The following is a 23,144-nucleotide window of genomic DNA, read 5'->3' on the forward strand; positions in this document are numbered from 1 at the left end:
CGCGTCGGTCAATTGATGTTCACAGTGCGGTCGGGCGACGGCGGCCCCGACGCCCGGGAGGAAACGGAAGGAGTGCCTCCGCGCGCCGCGTCGGCCGCCGCGTACAGATCGGCGGGGCGCACCCCGCCGAAGGCCGTGACCAGGTGCCCGTCCGGCCGTACGAGCAGCACACTGTGCGCGGCGGCGCCCGGATACGCCTCGGTGACCAGCAGCTCCGCCCGTACCGGCAGGGCCTTCACCGCGGCGGCCAGCCGGGGCATCACCCCCGCGCTCACCCAGTGCCGCCGGTCCCACACTCCGGTGCCCGGCGCGACCAGCACCACCAGGAGCCGGCCCCGCCAGAGCCGGTCCCTGAGCCGCGCGGTGGTCCCGTCCGGCGCCATGACCAGCACATCCGTGACCGGACCCCCGGGGGGCGTGCCCACGGCCGTCTGCGCCTCGGCGTACGGAGGCGCGAGGGGGGAGTGCGGATACGAGGGCGGTGCTCCCAATGGCCCGTGCCCCAGATGTCCGTCGGCGAGGAGCGTGTCGTGCCCGCGCGCGCCCGGCATGTATGTACGCAGCCCGCTGCCGCCCCGCAGTATCGGCAGCGACTGGTCGGCGGCGCGCAGCCGCGAGGCGACGGCGGTGCGCCGCTCGGCCTGATAGCTGTCGAGCAGAGTCTCCGTCGCGCCCCGGTGCCAGTCCTCGGCGATCTTCCACGCGAGGTTGGCGACATCCCGCAGCCCCTCGTCGAGCCCCTGCGTGCCCACCGCGCCCAGCAGATGGGCAGCATCCCCAGCCAGGAACGCCCTGCCCACCCGCCAGCGCCTGGCGAGCCGGTGGTGCAGCGTGTAGACGCCGGTGTCGAGCAGCTCGTACGGCGGGGTCTCACCGCACCAGCCGGCCAGGGTGTCCCGTAAACGCGTCACGAGGGCGTCGGGCGTGACCAGCTCGCCGCGTGCGGGCAGCAGCCAGTCCAGCCGCCACACGCTGTCCGCGAGGGGCCTGGCCGACACCTCCTCGCCACCGCTGGGCCAGGGCGGCTGACGGTGCAGCAGCGCCTCGTCCGGCCAGGGGAGTTCGACGCGGAGCGCGGCGACGGCGTGCCGCTCCACGGCCGTGCGCCCCGGGAAACGGATGTTGAGCAGCTTGCGGACGGTCGACCTGGCGCCGTCGCACCCCACCAGATGGCTGCCGCGCCACCAGGTCGCCCCGGGCCCGCGTGTGTGCACGGTGACCCCGCGCTCGTCCTGCTCCAGCGAGTCGAGCCGGCTGCCGGTGGCCAGCCGTACCAGCTCCTGGCCGGCGATGGCGTCCCGCAGCCCGCGCGTCAGGGCGTGCTGGGGGATGTGCAGAGGCGCCGGGGCGCCGTTCTCACCGCCGAGCGGCAACTCCCGCATGAGCTGCTTGCGCCGCATCAGGCGCCAGCCGGTCCAGTGGGTCCCCTCGTCGCCGAGGGTCGTACAGCCGAGCCGGGCCACCAGGGCGGCGGTGTCGGGCCGCAGTATGGCGGTACGGGCGGGACGCTGTTCGTCCGCGCCCGTACCCTCGTCCAGGACGACGGCCGGGACTCCCTGCGCGGCGAGGGCCAGGGAGAGCGCGAGTCCGACAGGGCCCGCGCCGGCGACGATCACCGGGTCCACGGCGCGACCCCTCCGGCCCGTGCGGTCTTGCGGTCAAGGGCGGTAGGAGCCCGGTACGTGATCACAGAACGTATGCAACCCACTGGGGGTGCTTGCGTCAAGCGACGGCCTGAGCGGCGCGTACACCCCCTGTCCCGTCCGCCTCAGGCGCCTCCGCCGTCCGGGGCACGGCCCGGAGCACTGGCCTGTTGCACATCATCGGCGGTCAGCACGACGCCCGTGCTCTTCTTGCCCCGGCGCAGCCGCTGCTCCAGCCATCCGGCGAAGGTCGTGAGCAGGAAGTTCAGCGCGATGTAGATCAGCGCGATGACGGTGAACGTGGCGATGGTGTTGGCACCGTAGTTCGCGGTGATGGTGCGGCCCTGCGAGAGCAGTTCGGAAAAACCGAGGATCGCGCCACCCAGCGCGGTGTCCTTGACGATCACCACGAGCTGGCTGACCAGGGCAGGGAGCATCGCCGTGACCGCCTGCGGCAGCAGGACGTACGACATGGTCTGGCCCTTGCGCATGCCTATGGCCTTCGCCGCGTCCGTCTGGCCGCTCGGCAGCGAGAGGATGCCCGCCCGTACGATCTCGGCCATTACCGAGGCGTTGTAGAGCACCAGGCCGGTGACCACGGCGTACAGGGGGCGCAGATCCGACGAGACATCAGTGAACTGCACATAAAGCTGAGCGGCGAACACCATCATCAGCAGCACCGGAATGGCCCGGAAGAACTCGACGACGGCACCGACCGGGACCCGGATCCAGGCGTGGTCGGAGAGCCGGCCGATACCGAGCAGCGCGCCGAGCGGCAGCGCGATCACGATGGCCAGCGCCGCGGCCCTCAGGGTCTCGCCGAGCCCCGGCAGCAGATAGGTCGTCCAGACCTTGGAGTCCGTGACGAACGGGCTCCACTTCTCGGCCGCGAGCTGCTGCTTCTCGGCCATCACGGCCAGCGCCCACCAGGCGGCGAGCGCGAGGACCGCCAGGAACACGATCGTGTAGAAGATGTTGCGCCGCTTGGCGCGAACCCCGGGGGTGTCGTACAGAACGGACGTGGCACTCATCGCTTCACCGCCACTCGCTTGCTGACCCAGCCCAGGATCAGACCGGTCGGGAGGGTGAGAACGATGAATCCGAACGCGAACACGGCGAATACCGCGAAGAGCGCGCTGGTCTCGTTCTCCAGCATTGTCTTCATCAGCGCCGAGGCCTCCGCGACACTGATCGCCGAGGCCACCGTGGTGTTCTTGGTCAGCGCGATCAGTACGTTGGCCAGCGGCGCCACCACGGAGCGGAACGCCTGTGGAAGGACTATCAGCGTCAGCACCTGGAAGAAACTGAGCCCCAGCGCACGGGCCGCCTCGGCCTGGCCGACCGGCACGGTGTTGATACCGGAGCGCAGGGACTCGCAGACGAAGGTGCCGGTGTAGGCCACCAGTCCCAGGACGGCGAGCCGGAAGCCCATGGTTTTGAAGTCCTGGCCGCCGAGCGTGATCCCGAGGGTCAGACCGAGCCCCAGTGAACAGGCCACGAGGACCAGGGTCAGGGGTGTGTTGCGGACCAGATTGACGTACGCGGTACCGAAGGCACGCATCAGCGGCACAGGACTGACGCGCATCCCGGCCAGCAGCGTTCCCCATATGAGAGAACCAACTGCGGAGTAGAGGGTGAGCTGCACCGTCACCCAGAAGGCGCCGAGCAGGTCGTACTGCCCGGAATCAAGAAAGTCGAACACGATGCTCCGCGCTCTCCCCTGGTTGGCTGGTCGGTACGCGCCGCCGGGCGGGCCGGCGGCGCGTCACTCCTGGCTGGCCCCGGCAGGGCCTGTCCGGCCCTGCCGGGCCGTGTCCTAGCTGCCCTCGGTGATCGCCGGGGCGGGCTCGTTCTTGTAGCCGGACGGGCCGAAGTTGGCGGTCACGGCCTTCTGCCAGGAGCCGTCCGACTCCATCTTCTTCAGGGCTGCGTTGATCTTGGTCTGCAGCTCGGTGTCGCCCTTCTTGAGACCGATGCCGTAGTTCTCGTCGCTGAGCTTGAGGCCCGCGAGCTTGAACTTGCCCTGGTGCTCCTGCTGCGAGGCGTACCCGGCGAGGATCGAGTCGTCCGTGGTCAGCGCGTCAACGGCCTTGTTCTCCAGGCCGGTCAGGCACTCGGAGTAGCCGCCGAACTCCTGGAGGTCGGCCTTGGGGGCGAGTTCCTCCTTGACGTTCTGCGCCGAGGTGGAACCCGTCACGGAGCAGAGCTTCTTGGAGTTGAGGTCCGCGGCCTTGGTGATGGAGCTGTCGTCCGAGCGGACCAGCAGGTCCTGGTGGGCGAGGAAGTACGGGCCCGCGAAGTCGACCTTCTGCTTGCGCTCGTCGTTGATCGAGTAGCTCGCGACGACGAACTTCACGTCTCCGTTGGAGATGAGGTTCTCGCGCTCGGCGCTGGGCGACTCCTTCCAGACGATGTCCTTGGCGTCATAACCCAGTTCCTTGGCGACATAGGTGGCGACATCGACATCGAAGCCCGCGTAGGTGCCGTCCGGCTTCTTCAGGCCGAGGCCGGGCTGGTCGAACTTGATACCGATGGTGATCTTCCCGCCACCGCTGTCGCCGCTGGAATCGTCGCTGCTGTCGCCGCCGCACGCGGTGGCGGTCAGGGAGAGGACGAGAGCCGCAGCGGCGGCCGCGCTTGCCTTGTGAAGCTTCATGCGTGAACTTCCCTCGGGTGAGACGTGGACGAACAGGTTCTGCCGAACTCGGTGCCGTAAGAGAGCCGTGTTCAGTGAAGTGAAGAGCCGTGTTCAGTGATGAACGGTCAGTGATGCAGGATCTTCGAGAGGAAGTCCTTGGCGCGGTCGCTTCGCGGATTGCTGAAGAACGCGTCGGGCGTGGCCTCTTCGACGATGCGGCCGTCGGCCATGAAGACGACCCGGTTCGCCGCGGAGCGCGCGAAGCCCATCTCATGGGTGACGACGACCATCGTCATACCGTCACGCGCGAGCTGCTGCATGACTTCGAGCACTTCATTGATCATCTCGGGGTCGAGCGCCGAGGTCGGCTCGTCGAAGAGCATGACCTTCGGATTCATCGCCAGCGCCCGCGCGATGGCGACGCGCTGCTGCTGGCCGCCGGAGAGCTGGGCGGGGTACTTGTCGGCCTGCGAACCGACGCCTACCCGGTCGAGCAGCCCGCGGGCCTTCTCCTCGGCACCCTTCTTGTCCGTCTTGCGGACCTTGATCTGGCCCAGCGTCACATTCTCCAGCACCGTCTTGTGTGCGAAGAGGTTGAACGACTGGAAGACCATGCCGACATCCGCGCGCAGCCGGGCCAGTTCACGGCCCTCCTGCGGCAGCGGCTTGCCGTCGATCGAGATCTCACCCGAATCGATGGTCTCCAGGCGGTTGATGGTGCGGCACAGTGTGGACTTGCCGGACCCGGAAGGTCCGATGACGACCACGACCTCGCCACGGGCGATGGTCAGATCGATGTCCTGGAGCACATGCAGCGCGCCGAAGTGTTTGTTCACGTTGCTCAGTACGACCAGATCGCCCGTCGCAGGCACGGCGTCCTCGGCGCCCTTGGTCACTGACACTCCGCTCATCGGCTTCTTGCTCCGTCCTCCTCGGTTGGGAGGACCCTAGTCACGCCCTGCGACCAGCGTCATCACATCTGAGCTGAAATTGAGCATAACGATCCGGCCGCAACCGGACACTCCGTGTGAAGAGGGCGGTGCGGGGAGTACCGGGTGGGTAACGGAAACCTTGGCGTAACGGGAAGACTCTTGACTGGCACGGCGGCATCGGAGTGGATGCCCAGATACGTTGTGCGATCACGACCACGAAGGGGGCCCGTGAGACTGCTGCTCGTGGAGGACGACGATCATGTCGCGGCGGCGCTGGCGGCCGTGCTCGCCAAACACGGCTTCCAGGTCGTGCACGCCAGAAGCGGCGAGGAGGCGCTCCAGGCGCTGCTGCCCGCCGTCAACGCGGGCAAGGAACCGTTCGCGGTCGTGCTTCTCGATCTCGGGCTGCCCGACCAGGACGGCTACCAGGTCTGCGGGAAGATCCGGCGGATCACCTCGACCCCGGTCATCATGGTGACCGCGCGGGCCGATGTCCGCTCCCGCATCCACGGCCTCAATCTCGGGGCCGACGACTATGTGGTCAAGCCGTACGACACCGGTGAACTCCTCGCGCGTATCCACGCGGTGAGCCGGCGGCGTACGGGCGGCGAGGAGGCGGGACCCACGGCCGAGGCGGCCCAGCGGCTCGGGCGCCTCACCCTGGAACTGCCCACGCGACGGGTCACCGTGGACGGTACGCCCGTCCAGCTCACCCGCAAGGAGTTCGATCTGCTGGCACTGCTCGCCCAGCGGCCCGGGGTGGTCTTCGGGCGCGAGCAGATCATCAGCGAGGTGTGGCGCACCAGTTGGGAGGGCACGGGGCGGACCCTCGAAGTCCATGTGGCGTCGCTGCGCGGCAAGCTCGGCATGCCCGCGGTGATCGAGACCGTCAGGGGCGTCGGCTACCGGCTGGTCGTCCCGGCCGCGCATCAAGGACCGTAACGTCCCGTGAGTTCCCGACTGCTGCCGCTGCTCATCATCCTCATGGCGGGTGTGCTCCTCGCGCTGGGCTTCCCTCTGGCGGTGAGTCTCGCCGCCGCGCAGCAGCAGCGCGTGGTCGTCGACCGGATCGACGACACCACTCGGGTCGCGGCGCTCGCGCAGTTCGTCGCCGACGGCCGTGCGGGCACCGACGAGCGGCGCGCGCTGCTTCAGGAGGAACTCACCCGCTACCACGACGTCTACGGGATCAGGGTGGGCGTCTTCTACCGCGACAACGACTTCATGGCGCGCGCCCCCAAGGACTGGACGGTGCCTGTGGAGGGGGAGGGGCGGCAGTCCTTTGAGGAGGCCCTGCTGGGCCGCCGCAGCGACGATCCCGAGCAGGTCTGGCCCTGGCAGAACAGCAGGCTCATCGTCGACTCGCCGGTGGTACGGGACGGAGACGTCGTCGCGGTCGTGGTGACCGACTCGCCCACCGGGCAGATGCGTTCACGCATCCTCAAGGGCTGGCTGGTGATCGCCGCGGGCGAGGTGCTGGCCATGCTGCTGGCCGTGGGGGCCGCGATCCGGCTGACGGGCTGGGTGCTCAGGCCCGTACGTGTACTGGACGCCGTGACGCACGACATCGCCACCGGCCGGATGAACTCCCGGGTGGCGGCGGCCGGGGGGCCGCCCGAACTGCGCCGTCTGGCCGGCTCGTTCAATGAGATGGCCGATAACGTCGAAGAGGTGCTGGAGCAGCAGCGCGCCTTTGTCGCCGACGCCTCCCACCAGTTGCGCAATCCGCTCTCCGCGCTGCTGCTCCGCATCGAGCTGCTCGCGCTCGAACTGCCCAAGGGGAACGAGGAGATCGCCTCCGTACGGACGGAGGGCAAGCGCCTCGCACAGGTGCTGGACGATCTGCTGGACCTGGCGCTGGCCGAGCACGCCGCCGCCGATCTGCGGCTCACGGACATCGGCGAGCTGACCACCGAACGGGTCGCTGCCTGGCGGGCGCTGGCCGACGAGAAGGGCGTGCGGCTGACCGAGCACTCGGCCGCGGTCACCGCCTGGGCCGATCCGATCGCGCTCTCCAGCGCCCTGGACGCGGTCATCGACAATGCCCTGAAGTTCACTCCGGCGGGTGAAGAGGTCACGGTGACGGTCGCCCGTAATGGTGAAACGTCCACGATCTCGATCAATGACGGCGGGCCCGGGCTCACGGACGACGAGATCGCCCGGATCGGCGACCGGTTCTGGCGCAGCAACCGCCATCAGAACATCAAGGGGTCGGGTCTTGGCCTGTCCATCTCCCGGGCACTGCTGGCGGCGGGCGGCGGCTCGATCTCGTACGCGCATGGCGAGCCGGGCGGGCTGCGGGTGACGCTGAGCGTTCCGCGGTCGTCCCCGATGTCCTGATGCGTCGGCCGTCCTGATACGTCGGCTGTTCTGATACCTCGGCTGTCCTGCATATGTCGGCCGTCCTGATGCGTCGGCCCTGGTGTGCGCCCTAGGGTTTCACCGACTGGTAGTAGCGCATCGCGCCTTCGTGCAGCTCCAGCGGGGCCGTGTAGATCGCCGTCCGCAGGTCCACGAGCTGCGCCGGGTGCACCTTCTTGCCGATACGGTCCCGGCTGTCGATCACCGTCCGGGTGAAGCCCTCCGTCAGCCCGGCGTCCATGCGGTCCGTGGTGACCAGCAGATTCGCCACCGCGACCGTCGGCACGGCCACCCCGCCGTTCCGCACCTTGGCATAGGCGTCGGCCGGTATCGCCGCGGAGCGGTAGTAGCGGGAAGCCGCCTCGCCCGAGGCGTGGAGCCCGGCGATGAGCTCCGGCTCCAGTGGGATCAGCCGGATGTCGAAGCGCTTCGACAGCAGGTCCACGGCTCCGGTGGGCAGCCCGCCCGACCAGAAGAAGGCGTCCAGCTCGTGCCGTTCGAGCAGGCCCGGCATGGTGTCGATGCCGGCCGGGACCGGGGTGATGTCCCGCTGCGGGTCGAGGCGCGCCGCTGTCATGACCCGGTCGGCTATCAGCCGTACCCCGGACCCCTGCTGCCCCACCCCCACCGTTCTGCCGCGCAGCCCCGCGACGGACCGGATCGGCGAGTCCTTGGCGACGACGAGCTGCACATAGTCGTCGTACAGCCGCGCGCACCCGCGCAGCCGGTCCGCGCCCGGCTTGCGGTCCTCCTGGTACTTGGCGACGGCATCGGCGGTGGCGACGGTGAAATCGGCCTTCCCGGTCGCCACCCACGCGAGGTTCTGCTGCGAGCCCTCGCTGGTCTTGAGCTGTATCGACACGTTCGGCAGATCGCGGCCGAGGTCCTCCTTGAGGAGCGTTCCGTACCGCTGGTAGACCCCGCTCGGCACGCCCGTACTGAAGGTGACCGACCCGCTGGGCGACGCCGGTCCGAAGGGCACCAGCCACCACACCAGCAGCCCGAGCACCACCAACGTGGCGGCGCCCTGGAGGACCCGGCCACGGCCGATACGGGACAGCGCCGCGAACATGCCGCGATCCTGCCAGCTCACCACCCGCGAAGACCAGGCCCGGCTGTCGTCGGCCACGATGAGCGGCCGTGCGTAAGCCAGGGGCGCCGGTCCGGAGGGACCCCGTACTCTGGTGGGCGAGATGAGCGCGAAGACTTACGAGGTGCGCACCTACGGGTGCCAGATGAATGTCCACGACTCCGAGCGGCTGTCGGGCCTGCTGGAGGGAGCCGGGTACGTCCGGGCGCCCGAAGGCTCCGACGGGGACGCCGATGTCGTCGTCTTCAACACCTGCGCGGTGCGGGAGAACGCCGACAACAAGCTGTACGGCAATCTCGGCCGGCTCGCCCCCATGAAGACCAAGCGGCCCGGGATGCAGATCGCCGTCGGCGGCTGTCTGGCACAGAAGGACCGCGACACCATCGTGCGGCGGGCGCCCTGGGTCGATGTCGTCTTCGGGACGCACAACATCGGCAAGCTGCCCGTCCTCCTGGAGCGCGCGCGCATCCAGGAAGAGGCGCAGGTCGAGATCGCCGAGTCGCTGGAGGCGTTCCCCTCCACGCTGCCGACCCGCCGCGAGTCCGCCTATGCCGCGTGGGTCTCCATCTCCGTGGGCTGCAACAACACCTGCACGTTCTGCATCGTCCCCGCGCTGCGCGGCAAGGAGAAGGACCGCCGCCCCGGCGACATCCTGGCCGAGATCGAGGCGCTGGTCGGCGAGGGCGTCTCCGAGATCACACTGCTCGGCCAGAACGTCAACGCGTACGGTTCCGACATCGGCGACCGCGAGGCGTTCTCCAAGCTGCTGCGGGCCTGCGGGACCATCGAGGGCCTGGAGCGGGTCCGCTTCACCTCACCGCACCCGCGGGACTTCACGGACGATGTGATCGCGGCGATGGCCGAGACGCCCAATGTGATGCCGCAGCTCCATATGCCGCTCCAGTCCGGCTCGGACACCGTCCTGCGGGCGATGCGCCGCTCGTACCGGCAGGACCGCTACCTCGGCATCATCGGCAAGGTACGCGCCGCCATCCCGCACGCCGCCATCTCCACCGACATCATCGTGGGCTTCCCCGGCGAGACCGAGGACGACTTCGAGCAGACCATGCGGGTGGTGCGCGAGGCGCGCTTCGCGCAGGCCTTCACCTTCCAGTACTCGAAGCGCCCCGGGACCCCGGCCGCCGAGATGGCCGGACAGATCCCCAAGGACGTCGTTCAGGACCGCTACATGCGCCTGTCCGCCCTCCAGGAGGAGATCTCCTGGGAGGAGAACAAGAAGCAGGTCGGCAGGACGCTGGAGGTCATGGTCGCCGAGGGCGAGGGGCGCAAGGACGGCGCCACCCACCGGCTCTCCGGGCGCGCCCCCGACAACCGGCTCGTGCACTTCACCAAGCCGGACGCGGAGGTGCGCCCCGGCGATGTGGTGACCGTCGGGATCACCTACGCCGCTCCGCACCATCTGCTCGCCGAGGGGCCGACCCGGGAGGTACGGCGTACCCGCGCCGGGGACGCCTGGGAGCGGCGCAACGCCGCCGAGGCCGCGAAGCCGGCGGGGGTGCTGCTGGGGCTGCCCACGGTCGGTGTACCGGCTCCGCTGCCCGCCGCGACGGGCGGCTGCGCCGCCGGCTGACGGCCGGCCCTGGGGCGGGGCACCCGCGTTAGGGTTCGATCATGCTGGTCGCCGCTGCCGTATGTCCCTGTCCACCGCTGCTCGTGCCGGAGGTGGCCGCGTCGGCGGCTCCGGAACTGGACGAGGCGCGCGCGGCGTGCGAGGACGCGTTGGGAGTGCTGGCGGCGGCGCGGCCCGATCTGCTGGTCGTCGTGGGGCCCGCGGGGCAGGAGGGCCGGGGGCCGTATCCGGAAGGGGCGACCGGCTCGTTCCGGGGGTTCGGGGTGGCGGTCGATGTCGTACTGGGCGGGGCGCACGCCGGAGCGGATGTACGGACGGACACCGGGGCGCACGCCGGAGCGGGCGCCGGGGGTGCCAGGGGTGCCGACGCTCAGCGCGAGCTGCCGACCTCGCTCGCGGTCGCGGCCTGGCTCCTGGAGCGCGTCCACTGGTCCGCCGCCCCGGTCTCGGGGCTCGGCGTCGGAGAACCACTCGCCACGGACCGGTGTGTCCAGGCGGGCAAGGAGATCGCGGGCCGCTCCGACCGGGTGGCCCTGCTGGTGATGGGCGACGGCAGCGCCTGCCGCACGCTCAAGGCGCCCGGATATCTGGAGGAGCGGGCGGCCGGTTTCGACGAGACCGTGGCACGGGCCCTGGCGGCGGCCGACGCGGCGGCGCTGAAGGCGCTGGACGCGGAGCTGGCGTACGACCTCAAGGCCGCGGGCCGTGCGCCCTGGCAGCTCCTCGCCGGCGCCGCCGACGACGCGCGCCTGAGCGGAGAGCTGCTGTACGACGCCGCCCCCTACGGCGTCGGATACTTCGTCGCGGCCTGGACGTAGGCCCGGCTGCTGCTCGTAGGCCCTGACAAGGCCGGCCCGAAGCAGGCCCGGAAACCCGGCGGCCGCGCGGCGCCCGGAGGCACCGCGCGGCCGTCCACAGCCGTTGCCGAGGATCAGGAGGCGGGCGGTGGCGGTGGCGGGGTGCTGCCGTCGTCCTTGTGGGCGAGCCGGCCCAGGGCGTCCTTCGCCTTGCCCGTCCCCGCGTCGATCTTGTCGCTGTACTTGCCCTTGGTCTTCTGATCGACCGTACGGGCAGCCTTCTCCAGCCCGTGCTCGATCTTGCCTCCGTGCTGCTGCGCGAAGTCCGAGACCTTGTCCTTGGCCGGAGCGATTCTGGCCTTCAACGTATCCATGAAGCCCATGGCCCACCTTCCCTCGGAGGAGACAACGGTCTAGGTGCGGGTGCTGTTCCCGGCCTCATTGTCCGCCGCTGCCTCAGCCGACTGCTGCTTGGGGATCTCCACGCCCTCCGCGGCCGGCGCCTCGGTCCTGTCGCTCTCGGCCGGCCCGGCCCCCGCCGCTCCGGTCTCCTTCGCCCCGACCTCGGCCCCGTCCCGCACGGCGTCCTCACCCGTGAAACCGGCCGCACTGGCCGCATCGGCCGTCGGAGTGGCGGCCTCTGCCTCCTCGGTTGACGCCACGGACGCGGCTGCTGACTTCCGGCGAAGCCGTGAAAATACACCCATATCTTCTCCATAGAATACTCGTGAGGGTGAAATTCCGCGCCGCCCGGGCGCGCCGTCCCGCCACGCGGGAGCGCCGGACGGAAAACCGGCGGCGGAACCCTCGCAACAGGCAACGAACCCGGCCGCATGCCGTCACGTAACTCATTCGGGTACGGGCCTGCGAGTTTGCAAGACTGGGGCAGTGAGAAGCGCAGCTACCGCACCGCGGGTCATCGCCGTCGTCGGTCCCACCGCGGCCGGCAAGTCCGATCTGGGCGTCCATCTCGCCCGGCAACTCGACGGTGAGGTCGTCAACGCCGACTCCATGCAGCTCTACCGGGGAATGGATATCGGGACCGCCAAGCTGACGGCGGGCGAGCGCGCCGGTATCCCGCACCACCTCCTGGACATCTGGGATGTCACCGAGGCGGCCAGCGTCGCCGAGTACCAGAAGCTGGCCAGGGCCGAGATCGACCGGCTGCTGGCGGCGGGCCGTACCCCCGTCCTGGTGGGCGGCTCGGGGCTGTACGTACGGGGAGCCATCGACGCACTCGACTTCCCCGGCACCGACCCCGAGGTGCGCGCCAGGCTGGAGACGGAGCTGACCGCGCGCGGCTCGGGCGTCCTGCACGACCGGCTTTCCGCCGCGGACCCCCAGGCCGGCCGCGCGATCCTGCCCAGCAACGGCCGCCGTATCGTCCGCGCGCTGGAGGTCATCGAGATCACCGGCAAGCCCTTCACCGCCAATCTCCCCGGCCACGACGCCGTCTACGACACCCTCCAGATCGGGGTCGATGTCGCCCGGCCCGAGCTGGACATCCGGATCGCGCAGCGCGTGGACCGGATGTGGGAGGCCGGACTCGTGGACGAGGTGCGCTCCCTGGAGCGCCAGGGGCTGCGCCGGGGGCGTACCGCCTCGCGCGCGCTGGGCTACCAGCAGGTGCTCGCGGCGCTCGCGGGGGAGTGCACCGACGAAGAGGCGCGCGCCGAGACCGTACGCGCCACCAAACGCTTCGCGCGCCGCCAGGATTCATGGTTCCGCCGCGACTCACGGGTGCACTGGCTGGGCGGCGGAACGGAGCAGCGGGAGGAACTCCCGCACCGGGCGCTGGCGTTGGTCGAACGAGCGGTCACAGCCTGATCACGTGATGGCATCGGGACGCTCCGCTCGTGCGTGCGGTCCCTCCGGGCGTGCCATCATCGAGCATCGATCGACCATCGGGCATCGATCGGCCAGTGGAGTCCGAATGGGGAGGGCGCGTGGCGATGGAGGCCGGCCCTCGTGACAGAGAACCAACCGTACCGGACACGCGGAACGACGCTCCGGGACTGAGTCCCGACGGGCCGGAGGAGCAGACCGTGACCCCCGAGGTCGAGGTCGAGCTGCGGCCCCAGCGCCGGCTGCGGATCTGGCAGCTCGCGCCCATCGTGGGGCTCGCGGCGATCGGTTCCCTGATGTTCGCCTTCCCCCTTGCCTTCGGCACCGGGGACGGCGGGGCGGTCGTCGCCATGCTGGGACTCCTGATCAGCTGCTGCGCCGCGGGCTGGGGCATGATGGCCGCCAGCCGGGTCGGCCACACCTGGCCCGGGCTGCCGTCGCGTGCCTCCGGGGAACGGCCCGACTGGCGGGTCATCGCCCTGTACGTGACCGTGGCCGCCGCCCTGGTCGCCCTCGCCGTCTGGCGGGTCGCCCGGCTGCGCTGACCACGGCGCGGGACCGGCGGGGCCGATGCGAGGCGCCGGGAGATCCCGTCGGCCGCGGAGCGGCCGCCGTTGTCGGTGGCTGCTCGTACGATGGGCCCGTGAGCACCTCGCAGACCACTCCGATCGCCTTCCTCAAGGGCCATGGGACCGAGAACGACTTCGTGATCGTCCCCGACCCGGACAACACCGTCGACCTGCCCGCCCGGGCCGTCGCCGCCCTGTGCGACCGCAGGGCCGGCATAGGTGCCGACGGGCTGCTCCATGTCGTACGGTCCGCCGCGCACCCCGAGGCACACGCCATGGCGGCCGAGGCCGAGTGGTTCATGGACTACCGCAACGCCGACGGATCGGTCGCAGAGATGTGCGGCAACGGCGTCCGGGTCTTCGCCCGCTATCTCCAGCGCGCGGGACTGGCGGAGGCGGGCGATCTGGCCGTGGCGACCCGCGCCGGAGTGAAGAAGGCGCACCTCGCCAAGAGCACGGGCCCGGCCGGAGGCCCCGTAAGGGACGGCGACATCACGGTCCACATGGGGCGCGCCGCGCTCCCCGAGCAGGGCGTCACGGTCACCGTCGGCGGCCGCGCCTGGCCCGCCCGTAACGTCAACATGGGCAATCCGCACGCGGTCGCCTTCGTCGACGACCTCGCGCACGCGGGCTCTCTGCTCACCGAGCCGCCCGTCAGCCCCTCGTCGGTCTACCCGGACGGGGTCAATGTCGAATTCGTCGTCTCCCGGGGCCCGCGCCATGTCGCCATGCGGGTGCACGAGCGCGGCTCGGGCGAGACCCGCTCATGCGGTACGGGCGCCTGCGCCGTGGCCGTCGCCGCCGCCCGCAGGGACGGCGCCGACCCGGCCGTGACCGGCGCCCCCGTCACGTACACCGTGGATCTCCCCGGCGGCCGGCTGCTCATCACGGAACGGCCCGACGGCGGGATCGAGATGACCGGGCCCGCCGTGATCGTCGCGGAGGGACACATCGACCCGCACTGGCTCGCGACCGCCCAGGCCTAGAGATTCCGTGGCCTGGGGGCTCACTACAGGTTCGCTGGAGCTTCGCTCGAATGGGTGATCCGTTTCACGCCGGGCGGGAGCGGGACTGCTCCACGTGGTGGGCTCGGTAGCATCAAGCACCGGCCCGGAGGGCGTTCCCGCTTCTTCGCACCGCCGGTCGAAGCTGCCCGGAGGCGCCCATGAGTGCAGAGGCCACCAGCCCTGGTGCCCACAGTCGCAGACGCGGCCTTCCCCGGATCGACCTCCGTCGGCTCGGCAGGGCCGCGTTACTGGGTCCCGCCTCCAGGGACCGGCTGCCGGACGCCATGGGCCATGTCGCGGACGCGCACCGCGCGCACCACCCGGACGCCGACCTCTCCGTACTGCGCAAGGCGTATGTCCTCGCGGAGAGTTCGCACCGCGGACAGTTCCGCAAGAGCGGCGAGCCGTACATCACGCATCCGCTGGCCGTGACCCTGATCCTCGCCGAACTGGGCGCCGAGACCACGACCTTGACCGCCTCGCTGCTCCACGACACCGTCGAGGACACCGAGGTGACGCTCGATCAGGTGCGCGCCGAGTTCGGCGACGAGGTCTGCTATCTGGTCGACGGCGTGACCAAGCTGGAAAAGGTCGACTACGGCGCCGCCGCCGAGCCGGAGACCTTCCGGAAGATGCTCGTCGCCACTGGCAACGATGTCCGGGTGATGTCGATCAAGCTCGCCGACCGGCTGCACAATATGCGCACCCTCGGGGTGATGCGCCCGGAGAAGCAGGCCCGTATCGCCAAGGTCACCCGGGACGTGCTCATTCCGCTCGCCGAACGCCTGGGCGTCCAGGCACTCAAGACCGAGCTGGAGGATCTGGTCTTCGCGATCCTCCATCCCGACGAGTACGCCCACACCCGCGCCCTGATCGCGGAGAACGCCACCGCGGGCGATGCCCTCGCGGCCATCTCCGAGGACGTCAGACGGGTGCTGCGCGAGGCGGGCATCGCCGCCGAAGTGCTCGTACGCCCACGGCACTTCGTCTCCGTACACCGGTCCAGGCTCAAACGCGGCGAGCTGCGCGGCACGGACTTCGGCAGGCTGCTGGTGCTGGTCGGTGAGGACGCGGACTGTTACGCGGTGCTGGGCGAGCTGCACACCTGCTTCACGCCGGTGATCTCCGAGTTCAAGGACTTCATCGCCGCGCCCAAGTTCAATCTGTACCAGTCGCTCCACACAGCCGTCGCCGGCCCGGACGGCGCGGTCGCCGAAGTCCTCATCCGTACCCACCAGATGCACAAGGTCGCCGAGGCCGGAGTCGTCGCGCTCGGCAATCCGTACGCGTCGGTGGACAGTTCGGGACCGGTGGACGGTACGGGACCGGAAGCGGGCGCGGAGACCCCGGACGGCGAGCGGACCGACCCGACCAGGCCCGGCTGGCTCTCCCGGCTCCTGGAGTGGCAGCAGGCCGCACCCGACCCGGACACCTTCTGGACGACGCTCCGCGCGGACCTCGCCCAGGACCGGGAGATCACGGTCTTCCGCGCCGAGGGCGGGCTCCTCGGGCTGCCGGCCGGGGCGACCTGTGTGGACGCCGCGTACGCGCAGTACGGCGAGGCCGCGCACCGCTGTCTGGGCGCCAGGGTCAACGGGCGTCTGGCGCCGCTGAGTACGGTCCTGAGCGACGGCGACACGGTCCAGCTCCTGCTGGCCCAGGACGCGGCCTCGGGCCCCTCTCCCGAGTGGCTGGACCACGCCCGTACGGCCGCCGCCAGGATCGCCATCACCGGATGGCTGGCCGCGCACCCCGAAGCGGTGCGGCCGCCCGATGCCGCGCCCCGCGCGTCCCACGCCCCCACCGCGGACCGGCGCTCCACCGCCAACGCCGTGGTGGACCTGCCGGGAGCGACCGTACGGCTGGCCGGCTGCTGCACCCCCGTACCCCCCGACGCCGTCACCGGCTTCCCGGTCCGCGGCGGCGTGGTCAGGGTCCACCGGCAGGAGTGCCGCGCGGTGGACCGGATGCGCGCGCTGGACCGCCGGCCGGTCGCGGTGAGCTGGGGGGACGCCTCGGAGTGCACGGTCACGCTGTACGTCGAGTCCTTCGGGCGGCCCCGGCTGCTGGCCGATCTCACGGAGACGATCGCCACGGCGGGCGCGGCGATCGTCTCGGCCACCGTGGAGCCGCCCAGCGAACAGCGCGTACGGCACACCTACACCCTCGAACTGCCCGACGCGGCGGGCCTGTCCGCCCTGATGCGCGCGATGCGCGATGTGCCGGGGGTGTACGACGTGAGCCGCGCCCAGCATCCGGTGTCAACCGCGTGACAGAACGGCATCCGGCGGGCTTCCGCGCTCTGACCTGCCCCTTTCGGGTGGGTACGGAGCGCGCCGCCGGACGGGTGAGGGCGGGCGCTGATAGCCGTACACCATGCCGTTCACCTCTCGCCGACTGCGCGCCGCCCTGCTGGCCGCCGCTGCCTCGGCCACCCTTGTCGCCGCGACACTGCCCCCGCCCGAGCCCCTCGGTATCGGCGATCCCCTCTTCCCGTATCTGGGCAACCCCGGTTACGACGTAACCGCCTATGACCTCGCCTTCACCTACAGCGGCGACAACACCAAGCCGCTGGACGCCGTCACCAAGATCGACGCCCTGACGACGGAGCGGCTGGAACGCGTCAACCTCGACTTGACCCAGGGCACCGTCAGCTCGGTCGAGGTCAATGGCGCCCCCGCCAGGTTCGTGACCGCCGGAGAGGATCTGGTGGTCACCCCGCGGGGCGCGATCGACGAAGGCGCGCGGATGCGGATCACCGTTCATCACACCAGTGAGACGGACGGCAAGGACGGCGGCTGGCTGCGCACCACCGACGGGCTGGCCATGGCCAACCAGGCCGATGCCGCGCGCCGGGTGTTCCCGAGCAACGACCACCCCGCCGACAAGGCCTACTTCACCTTCCGTATCACCACGCCCGCGCGGCTGACCGCGGTGGCCAACGGACTCCCCGTGGCGAAGACCCGCCATGGCGGAACCGTGATCTGGACCTACCGCACCCACCACCCCATGGCCACGGAACTCGCGCAGGTCTCGATCGGGGACTCGGCCGTGGTCCACCGCGAGGGGCCGCACGGACTCCCCGTACGGGATGTGGTGCCGGCCGCCGACCGCGAGAAGCTGGAGCGCTGGCTCGCCAAGACGCCGGCGCACCTCCGGTGGATGGAGCGGGAGGTGGGGCCGTACCCCTTCGAGACGTACGGCATGCTGATCGCCGGCGCGGACACGGGCTTCGAGCTGGAGACACAGACCCTCACGCTGTTCGAGCGCTCCCTGTTCACCCGTCCGGAGTACCCCGAGTGGTACGTCGACTCGATCATGGTCCATGAGCTGGCCCACCACTGGTTCGGGAACAGCGTCTCGCCGCGCGCCTGGTCGGACCTCTGGCTCAACGAAGGCCACGCGACCTGGTACGAGGCGCGGTACGCGGAGGAGCACGCCAAGAAGGCGCTGGAGACGCGGATGCGCAACGCGTACCGCAACTCCGACCGCTGGCGGGCCGCCGGCGGACCTCCCGCCAGCCCGGAACCGCCGACCCCGGGCGAGCCGATCAGCCTCTTCCGGCCGGTCGTGTACGACGGCAGCGCCCTGGTCCTCTACGCGCTGCGGCAGCGGATCGGCAATGACGCCTTCCAGCGGCTGGAGCGTGACTGGGTACGGATCCACCGGGACGGGACGGCCACCACGGCGGACTTCACCTCGCTGGCCTCACGTATCTCGGGGCGCGACCTGTCGGGATTCTTCAAGGAGTGGCTGTACGGGCGGACGACCCCGCCGATGCCGGGCCACCCCGACTGGCGGACCGACCCTCCCGTCGAACGCGATCCGGCCCGGGACGCGCGGCACCGCCCGGGAGCCGTCGCCGTGCCGCCCGGTGTGGCGCGGTCCCGCGACGGAGCGTGAGAGCGGGCAGCGGAGCCGGGGCGCAAACACGAGTGACGGCCGGGCGGAACCGTGTCACCATCGAGATGTCGGCGGCGCCGGGAATCATTCCGGATCGTCACGCGTTGTGACTGTAGCGGCCGGCATTCGATGGCCTTCCATGCGACGTAAGGATCCAATGACCTCCTCTTCTTCCCCTTCCCAGGACACGCAGAGCTTCGCGAACCACCGCACGGACAGCCTCCGGGCCGATGCCCTGATGGAAGAGGACGTCGCCTGGAGCTTCGAGATCGACGGAGAGCGGGACGGCGACCAGTTCGACCGCTCCGAGCGCGCCGCGCTACGGCGCGTGGCGGGTCTCTCTACCGAGCTGGAGGATGTCACCGAGGTCGAGTACCGCCAGCTCCGCCTTGAGCGGGTCGTGCTGGTCGGCGTGTGGACCTCGGGCACCGTGGGGGAGGCGGAGAACTCCCTCGCCGAGCTGGCGGCCCTCGCCGAGACGGCGGGCGCGCTGGTGCTCGACGGAGTGATCCAGCGGCGGGACAAGCCCGATCCGGCCACCTATATCGGCTCCGGCAAGGCCCAGGAGCTGCGGGACCTGGTGCTGGACAGCGGCGCCGACACCGTCGTCTGCGACGGAGAGCTGAGCCCCGGCCAGCTCATCCACCTCGAAGATGTCGTCAAGGTCAAGGTCGTCGACCGTACGGCCCTGATCCTGGACATCTTCGCCCAGCACGCCAAGTCCCGTGAGGGCAAGGCACAGGTCGCGCTGGCCCAGATGCAGTACATGCTGCCGAGGCTGCGCGGCTGGGGCCAGTCGCTGTCCCGGCAGATGGGTGGCGGCGGCGGTGGCGGTATGGCCACCCGAGGCCCCGGTGAGACCAAGATCGAGACGGACCGGCGGCGGATCCGCGAGAAGATGGCGAAGATGCGCCGGGAGATCGCGGAGATGAAGACCGGCCGTGAGATCAAGCGCCAGGAGCGGCGGCGCCACCGGGTGCCGTCGGTCGCCATCGCCGGATACACCAACGCGGGCAAGTCCTCGCTGCTCAACCGGCTCACCGGCGCGGGCGTGCTCGTGGAGAACGCGCTGTTCGCGACCCTCGACCCGACCGTGCGCCGGGCCGAGACCCCCAGCGGCCGGATCTACACGCTGGCCGACACCGTCGGATTCGTCCGGCATCTGCCGCACCATCTCGTCGAGGCGTTCCGCTCCACCATGGAGGAGGTCGGTGACTCCGATCTGATCCTGCATGTGGTGGACGGCTCGCACCCGGCGCCGGAGGAGCAGATCGCCGCCGTGCGTGAGGTGATCCGCGATGTGGGCGCGGTCGACGTACGCGAGGTCGTGGTGATCAACAAGGCGGACGCCGCCGATCCGCTGGTCCTCCAGCGCCTGATGCGCATGGAGCGGCACGCGATCGCCGTCTCCGCGCGTACGGGCACCGGAATCGGCGAGCTGCTCGCGCTGATCGACGCCGAACTGCCCCGGCCCGAGGTCGAGGTGGAGGTCCTCCTGCCGTACACGGAAGGCGGACTGGTCTCGCGGGTGCATGCCGAGGGCGAGGTGCTCTCCGAGGAGCACACCCCGGAGGGCACGGTGCTCAAGGCACGGGTCCATGAGGAACTGGCGGCGGCGCTCGCGCCGTATGTGCCGGTGGCACGCTGACCGTACGGACCGTACGTCCGGTGCGCACATAAGCCGATGGCCCGCCCCCTCGCGATGAGAGGGCGGGCCATCGGTCGTACGGGATGCGAGCTCGCTGCTTCTACTGCCGCACGAACTTATCGATGACGCCGTGGTAGACACCCTTGGCGACATCGCCGAGACGCGGTCCGGCCAGCCAGCCCGCGGTGACCGGGCCTATGGAGGTGTTGGAGACCAGGGCCGGCTTGCCGTCCTGGCCGGCCGCCACCCAGCCGCCGCCGGACGAGCCGCCCGTCATGGTGCAGCCGACGCGGTACATCGTCGGGTCGTCGGCGTTCAGCGACAGCCGGCCCGGCTTGTCCTCGCACTGGTAGAGCTTCTGGCCGTCGAACGGCGGCGCCGCCGGGTAGCCGGTCGCCGTCATGCTCGCGATCTGCGGCGTGGCCGGGGCGTTGAAGTCCACCGGAAGGGCCGAACCGACCGTCTCCTCCAGCGAGGTGGCGGTGCTGCCCTTCTCCGGGGTGACATGGATGACCGCGAAGTCGTACGGAGCGCCCTGGCCACCGGTCGACGCGCCCTGGGCTATCCACTGCTCGGAGGTCTGCGCCCAGTCGGCCCACCAGACTCCGTGCGGTGCGATCTGCTCCTGGGGGGCGTTCTCCGACTCGGCCATCGACAGGCCCTCGTTGTTGTACGAGGGGACGAAGGCGAGGTTGCGGTACCAGCCGCCGGCCTTGCCCGCGTGCACACAATGGCCCGCAGTCCAGACCATGTTGGACTTGCCGGGGTGGGCCGGGTCCTGGACCACGGTCGCCGAGCAGACCATCGATCCCTCGGGCCCGTCGAAGAACAGCTTGCCCGACTCGGCCGCGTTCTCCCCGTACGGAGTAGTGACCTCCTGCGCGGTGACGGGCTGCGGCGTCGGGTCGGTCACTCCCGCATCGCCGGAGATGTCCTGCTCCTTGACGGGCCGCTCCGGCGGCTGCTCCGCGTCCCGCATCCGGTCCGGGTCCCAGAGGTCCTCGATGATCGGGTTGACGAAATCCCTGGCCTCACGGAGCCACTTGTCCTTGTCCCAGTTCTTCCACTCGCCGTTGCGCCACTTGTCCGGATCGATCCCGTGCTCCTTGAGCCGGTCCTTGAGATCGTCCGGAATCGTGATCTGGCCGTCTGCCGCGGCGCTCGGCTCGGCCGCGGCGTTCTCCTCGCCCGGCCCGCAGGCGGTGGCCGTCAGCGCGAGCGTCGCGGCGACCGAGACCGCGGCCAGGGCGGGGAATCGGCGCCGGGTGCTCCTTCCACGGCGTGCGGCGAGCGTCGGGCGAATGGGTCGCATGGCGTGATCCCCCTGGGACTTCGGAACAGTTCGGAACAGTTCGTACGGAAAGCGAATGACGCGTCCCGGCTTCGGTGTTGGGGCCAGGACAAGACCCTCCACTATGCCGGTGCCGATGGGGACGGCGTACGGCAGGGCTGTGGTTCCGTGAGCGGTTTCCGGCCTGATCCCTGACCGGTTTTCAGTGGCAAGGATCTTTGGGCAGCCCGTGATCCGGGGCATTCCGCGTCGTTGGTACATACGGGGGACCGGGCAGGCTTCACCGTCGAACATTCGCCGGGCGAGCGCCGTACTGACATGTGACCGAACCGTGACAGCGGGAGGACCGACAGCCGTGGCCGTGACCGAACCAGCTCCGGCGGCGCCCACCGTCGCGCACGAGGGCATTCTCCGGCGCCAGCCCTCGCGTGAAACGGCGGCCCGTACCTACGCGCGGTCGCTGCCCATCGTGCCGGTGCGCGCCAGGGGGCTGACGATCGAAGGGGCGGACGGGCGGCGGTATCTGGACTGCGGCTCCGGGGCGGGCGCCCTCGCCCTCGGGCACAACCACCCGGTTGTCCTCGAAGCGATCAGGAAAGTCCTCGACTCGGGTGCTCCGTTACATGTCCCGGACCTCGCCACCCCGGTCAAGGACGCCTTCACCACCGAGCTGTTCGCGACCCTGCCGCGGCGGTTCGCCGAGAACGCGCGGGTGCGGTTCTGCGGTCCCGCGGGCAGTGACGCCGTCGAGGCCGCCCTCACCCTTGTCCGTACCGCCACCGGCCGCGACACCCTGCTCGCCTTCACCGGAGCGAGCCACGGAATGACGGCCGGGGCCCTCGCGGCCTCCGCCGGTGCCCGGGACGCGCGAGTGATCCGGCTGCCCTACCCGTACGACTACCGTTGCCCCTTCGGTGTCGGCGGCGACCGCGGCGCCGAACTCGCCGCGCGCTGGACCGAGGATCTGCTCGACGACCCCAGGGGCGCGGCACCGGTGCCCGCCGGAATGATCCTGGAACCCGTCCAGGGCGAGGGCGGAGTGATCCCCGCGCCCGACACCTGGCTGCGAAGAATGCGCGAACTGACGGCGGAGCGGTCCATTCCGCTCATCGCCGACGAGGTGCAGACCGGGGTGGGGCGGACCGGTGCCTTCTGGGCCGTGGAGCACAGCGGGATCGTCCCCGACGTGATGGTGCTCTCGAAGGCGATCGGCGGCTCACTTCCGCTGGCCCTGATCGTCTACCGCGCCGACCTCGACTGCTGGCCGCCCGGAACCCCCGCGGGCACCTTCCGGGGCAACCAGCTCGCGATGGCGGCGGGCGCCGCGACCCTCGCGTACGTACGGGAGAACGGGCTGGCCGGCCGCGCCGCGGTCCTCGGCGCGCGGATGCTGGCACAGCTCCAGGGGCTGGCCGCGACCCACCGCTGTGTCGGAGACGTACGCGGGCGTGGTCTCATGATCGGTGTGGAACTCGTCGCTCCGGCCTCCGGCGACCCCGCGCCGCCGGACCCCGCACTCGCCGCCGCCGTCCAGCGCGAGTGCCTGAGCCGTGGCCTCATCGTCGAACTGGGCGGCCGCCGTTCGTCGGTCGTGCGGCTGCTCCCTCCGCTCACGCTCACCGACGAACAGGCCGTCGCGGTCCTCGACCGCTTCGCCGACGCACTCGCCGTAGCCGAGCGTGCGGCGCAGCGCCGGAGCGGAACGGACCCGTGCCCATGACCCGAGGACACCGCCGACGCCGGCCCGGGACGCCCCGGACACGCCGGCCACCCAGGACGTCCCGGATCCGCCGGATCCTCAGGACACCGATCCGCCGGACGCCCCGGCC

Annotated in this window: 20 protein-coding genes; 11 read left to right on the plus strand and 9 right to left on the minus strand. The window is 70.6% G+C overall.

Annotated elements, in window-relative coordinates:
• Positions 1-8: 8 nt before the first annotated feature.
• The 5 genes from ACFU9P_RS29180 to ACFU9P_RS29200 all read right to left on the minus strand — a co-directional run bounded on the left by ACFU9P_RS29180 (position 9) and on the right by ACFU9P_RS29200 (position 5,192).
• Entirely contained in the window at positions 9-1,625 is a 1,617-nt protein-coding gene (locus tag ACFU9P_RS29180; protein WP_376385484.1) for an FAD-dependent monooxygenase, read from the minus strand.
• Positions 1,626-1,768: 143 nt separating this feature from the next.
• Positions 1,769-2,674: an amino acid ABC transporter permease gene (locus ACFU9P_RS29185; RefSeq protein WP_376385486.1), complete on the minus strand. Its 906-nt coding sequence runs from the start codon at positions 2,672-2,674 to the stop codon at positions 1,769-1,771.
• A complete protein-coding gene (locus tag ACFU9P_RS29190) occupies positions 2,671-3,345 on the minus strand; it encodes an amino acid ABC transporter permease (RefSeq protein WP_093591941.1) in 675 nt (224 codons plus the stop codon). The genes ACFU9P_RS29185 and ACFU9P_RS29190 overlap by 4 nt, the downstream gene beginning before the upstream one ends.
• A 114-nt stretch (positions 3,346-3,459) precedes the next feature.
• The gene (locus tag ACFU9P_RS29195) at positions 3,460-4,299 is read right to left on the minus strand and encodes a glutamate ABC transporter substrate-binding protein (protein WP_376385489.1); all 840 of its coding nucleotides are present in this window, start codon (positions 4,297-4,299) and stop codon (positions 3,460-3,462) included.
• 107 nt (positions 4,300-4,406) lie between these two features.
• Positions 4,407-5,192, minus strand: a complete 786-nt coding sequence (locus tag ACFU9P_RS29200; protein WP_384086477.1) for an amino acid ABC transporter ATP-binding protein — start codon at positions 5,190-5,192, stop codon at positions 4,407-4,409.
• A 249-nt stretch (positions 5,193-5,441) separates the two neighbouring features.
• Here ACFU9P_RS29200 and ACFU9P_RS29205 point away from each other — a divergent pair, with 249 nt between their 5' ends.
• Positions 5,442-6,155, plus strand: coding sequence for a response regulator transcription factor (locus tag ACFU9P_RS29205; protein ID WP_384086479.1), 714 nt, complete (start codon positions 5,442-5,444; stop codon positions 6,153-6,155).
• Between the two features lie 6 nt (positions 6,156-6,161).
• A complete protein-coding gene (locus ACFU9P_RS29210; protein WP_384086482.1) occupies positions 6,162-7,553 on the plus strand; it encodes an ATP-binding protein in 1,392 nt (463 codons plus the stop codon).
• 91 nt (positions 7,554-7,644) lie between these two features.
• Here ACFU9P_RS29210 and ACFU9P_RS29215 read toward each other — a convergent pair whose 3' ends face one another.
• Complete coding sequence (locus tag ACFU9P_RS29215; protein ID WP_384086737.1) at positions 7,645-8,646, minus strand: TAXI family TRAP transporter solute-binding subunit; 1,002 nt, start codon at positions 8,644-8,646, stop codon at positions 7,645-7,647.
• Positions 8,647-8,767: 121 nt separating this feature from the next.
• On the opposite strand from ACFU9P_RS29215, the gene miaB reads away from it, so the two are divergent.
• Together miaB and ACFU9P_RS29225 are read left to right on the plus strand one after the other, a co-directional pair.
• Positions 8,768-10,255 carry a tRNA (N6-isopentenyl adenosine(37)-C2)-methylthiotransferase MiaB gene (gene miaB, locus ACFU9P_RS29220; RefSeq protein ID WP_376385495.1) on the plus strand — a complete coding sequence of 496 codons (1,488 nt, stop codon included), beginning with the start codon at positions 8,768-8,770 and terminating at the stop codon, positions 10,253-10,255.
• 41 nt (positions 10,256-10,296) lie between these two features.
• On the plus strand, positions 10,297-11,073 hold the full coding sequence (locus ACFU9P_RS29225; RefSeq protein WP_384086485.1) for a class III extradiol dioxygenase subunit B-like domain-containing protein: 777 nt from the start codon (positions 10,297-10,299) through the stop codon (positions 11,071-11,073).
• 113 nt (positions 11,074-11,186) lie between these two features.
• On the opposite strand, the gene ACFU9P_RS29230 is transcribed toward ACFU9P_RS29225, so the two are convergent.
• Positions 11,187-11,435 (minus strand): antitoxin, encoded by a 249-nt coding sequence (locus ACFU9P_RS29230; RefSeq protein WP_376379804.1) that lies wholly within the window; start codon positions 11,433-11,435, stop codon positions 11,187-11,189.
• 30 nt (positions 11,436-11,465) lie between these two features.
• A complete protein-coding gene (locus ACFU9P_RS29235; RefSeq protein WP_384086489.1) occupies positions 11,466-11,714 on the minus strand; it encodes a hypothetical protein in 249 nt (82 codons plus the stop codon).
• A 226-nt stretch (positions 11,715-11,940) separates the two neighbouring features.
• Between ACFU9P_RS29235 and miaA the strand changes: the two genes are divergently transcribed.
• From miaA to hflX, 6 genes are all read left to right on the plus strand, one after another.
• Positions 11,941-12,879, plus strand: a complete 939-nt coding sequence (gene miaA / locus ACFU9P_RS29240) for a tRNA (adenosine(37)-N6)-dimethylallyltransferase MiaA (protein ID WP_384086492.1) — start codon at positions 11,941-11,943, stop codon at positions 12,877-12,879.
• A 125-nt stretch (positions 12,880-13,004) separates the two neighbouring features.
• Entirely contained in the window at positions 13,005-13,442 is a 438-nt protein-coding gene (locus tag ACFU9P_RS29245) for a hypothetical protein (protein ID WP_376379816.1), read from the plus strand.
• Positions 13,443-13,540: 98 nt separating this feature from the next.
• Positions 13,541-14,452 carry a diaminopimelate epimerase gene (gene dapF / locus ACFU9P_RS29250; protein ID WP_384086495.1) on the plus strand — a complete coding sequence of 304 codons (912 nt, stop codon included), beginning with the start codon at positions 13,541-13,543 and terminating at the stop codon, positions 14,450-14,452.
• Between the two features lie 179 nt (positions 14,453-14,631).
• Entirely contained in the window at positions 14,632-16,746 is a 2,115-nt protein-coding gene (locus tag ACFU9P_RS29255) for a RelA/SpoT family protein (protein WP_384086498.1), read from the plus strand.
• Between the two features lie 103 nt (positions 16,747-16,849).
• On the plus strand, positions 16,850-18,376 hold the full coding sequence (locus ACFU9P_RS29260; RefSeq protein ID WP_384086501.1) for a M1 family metallopeptidase: 1,527 nt from the start codon (positions 16,850-16,852) through the stop codon (positions 18,374-18,376).
• Positions 18,377-18,533: 157 nt separating this feature from the next.
• Positions 18,534-20,024: a GTPase HflX gene (gene hflX, locus ACFU9P_RS29265; protein ID WP_384086504.1), complete on the plus strand. Its 1,491-nt coding sequence runs from the start codon at positions 18,534-18,536 to the stop codon at positions 20,022-20,024.
• A gap of 100 nt (positions 20,025-20,124) precedes the next feature.
• Here the strand turns inward: hflX and ACFU9P_RS29270 are convergent, their stop codons facing one another.
• Positions 20,125-21,336, minus strand: a complete 1,212-nt coding sequence (locus tag ACFU9P_RS29270) for a trypsin-like serine peptidase (protein WP_376379785.1) — start codon at positions 21,334-21,336, stop codon at positions 20,125-20,127.
• 334 nt (positions 21,337-21,670) lie between these two features.
• On the opposite strand from ACFU9P_RS29270, the gene ACFU9P_RS29275 reads away from it, so the two are divergent.
• On the plus strand, positions 21,671-23,035 hold the full coding sequence (locus ACFU9P_RS29275; RefSeq protein WP_384086507.1) for a diaminobutyrate--2-oxoglutarate transaminase family protein: 1,365 nt from the start codon (positions 21,671-21,673) through the stop codon (positions 23,033-23,035).
• Positions 23,036-23,144: the final 109 nt, after the last annotated feature.

Origin of the sequence: Streptomyces sp. NPDC057617, assembly GCF_042800555.1 — a bacterium.
In the GTDB taxonomy this organism is placed as follows: domain Bacteria; phylum Actinomycetota; class Actinomycetes; order Streptomycetales; family Streptomycetaceae; genus Streptomyces.

Excerpts from the sequence above, each read along its gene's own strand:
- ACFU9P_RS29185 (WP_376385486.1), bottom strand. The coding sequence starts at position 2,674 with ATGAGTGCCACGTCCGTTCTGTACGACACCCCCGGGGTTCGCGCCAAG.
- ACFU9P_RS29195 (WP_376385489.1), bottom strand. The coding sequence starts at position 4,299 with ATGAAGCTTCACAAGGCAAGCGCGGCCGCCGCTGCGGCTCTCGTCCTC.
- ACFU9P_RS29200 (WP_384086477.1), bottom strand. The coding sequence starts at position 5,192 with ATGAGCGGAGTGTCAGTGACCAAGGGCGCCGAGGACGCCGTGCCTGCG.
- ACFU9P_RS29215 (WP_384086737.1), bottom strand. The coding sequence starts at position 8,646 with ATGTTCGCGGCGCTGTCCCGTATCGGCCGTGGCCGGGTCCTCCAGGGC.
- miaB (WP_376385495.1), top strand. The coding sequence starts at position 8,768 with ATGAGCGCGAAGACTTACGAGGTGCGCACCTACGGGTGCCAGATGAAT.
- ACFU9P_RS29225 (WP_384086485.1), top strand. The coding sequence starts at position 10,297 with ATGCTGGTCGCCGCTGCCGTATGTCCCTGTCCACCGCTGCTCGTGCCG.
- ACFU9P_RS29230 (WP_376379804.1), bottom strand. The coding sequence starts at position 11,435 with ATGGGCTTCATGGATACGTTGAAGGCCAGAATCGCTCCGGCCAAGGAC.
- ACFU9P_RS29245 (WP_376379816.1), top strand. The coding sequence starts at position 13,005 with ATGGAGGCCGGCCCTCGTGACAGAGAACCAACCGTACCGGACACGCGG.
- ACFU9P_RS29255 (WP_384086498.1), top strand. The coding sequence starts at position 14,632 with ATGAGTGCAGAGGCCACCAGCCCTGGTGCCCACAGTCGCAGACGCGGC.
- ACFU9P_RS29260 (WP_384086501.1), top strand. The coding sequence starts at position 16,850 with ATGCCGTTCACCTCTCGCCGACTGCGCGCCGCCCTGCTGGCCGCCGCT.
- hflX (WP_384086504.1), top strand. The coding sequence starts at position 18,534 with ATGACCTCCTCTTCTTCCCCTTCCCAGGACACGCAGAGCTTCGCGAAC.
- ACFU9P_RS29270 (WP_376379785.1), bottom strand. The coding sequence starts at position 21,336 with ATGCGACCCATTCGCCCGACGCTCGCCGCACGCCGTGGAAGGAGCACC.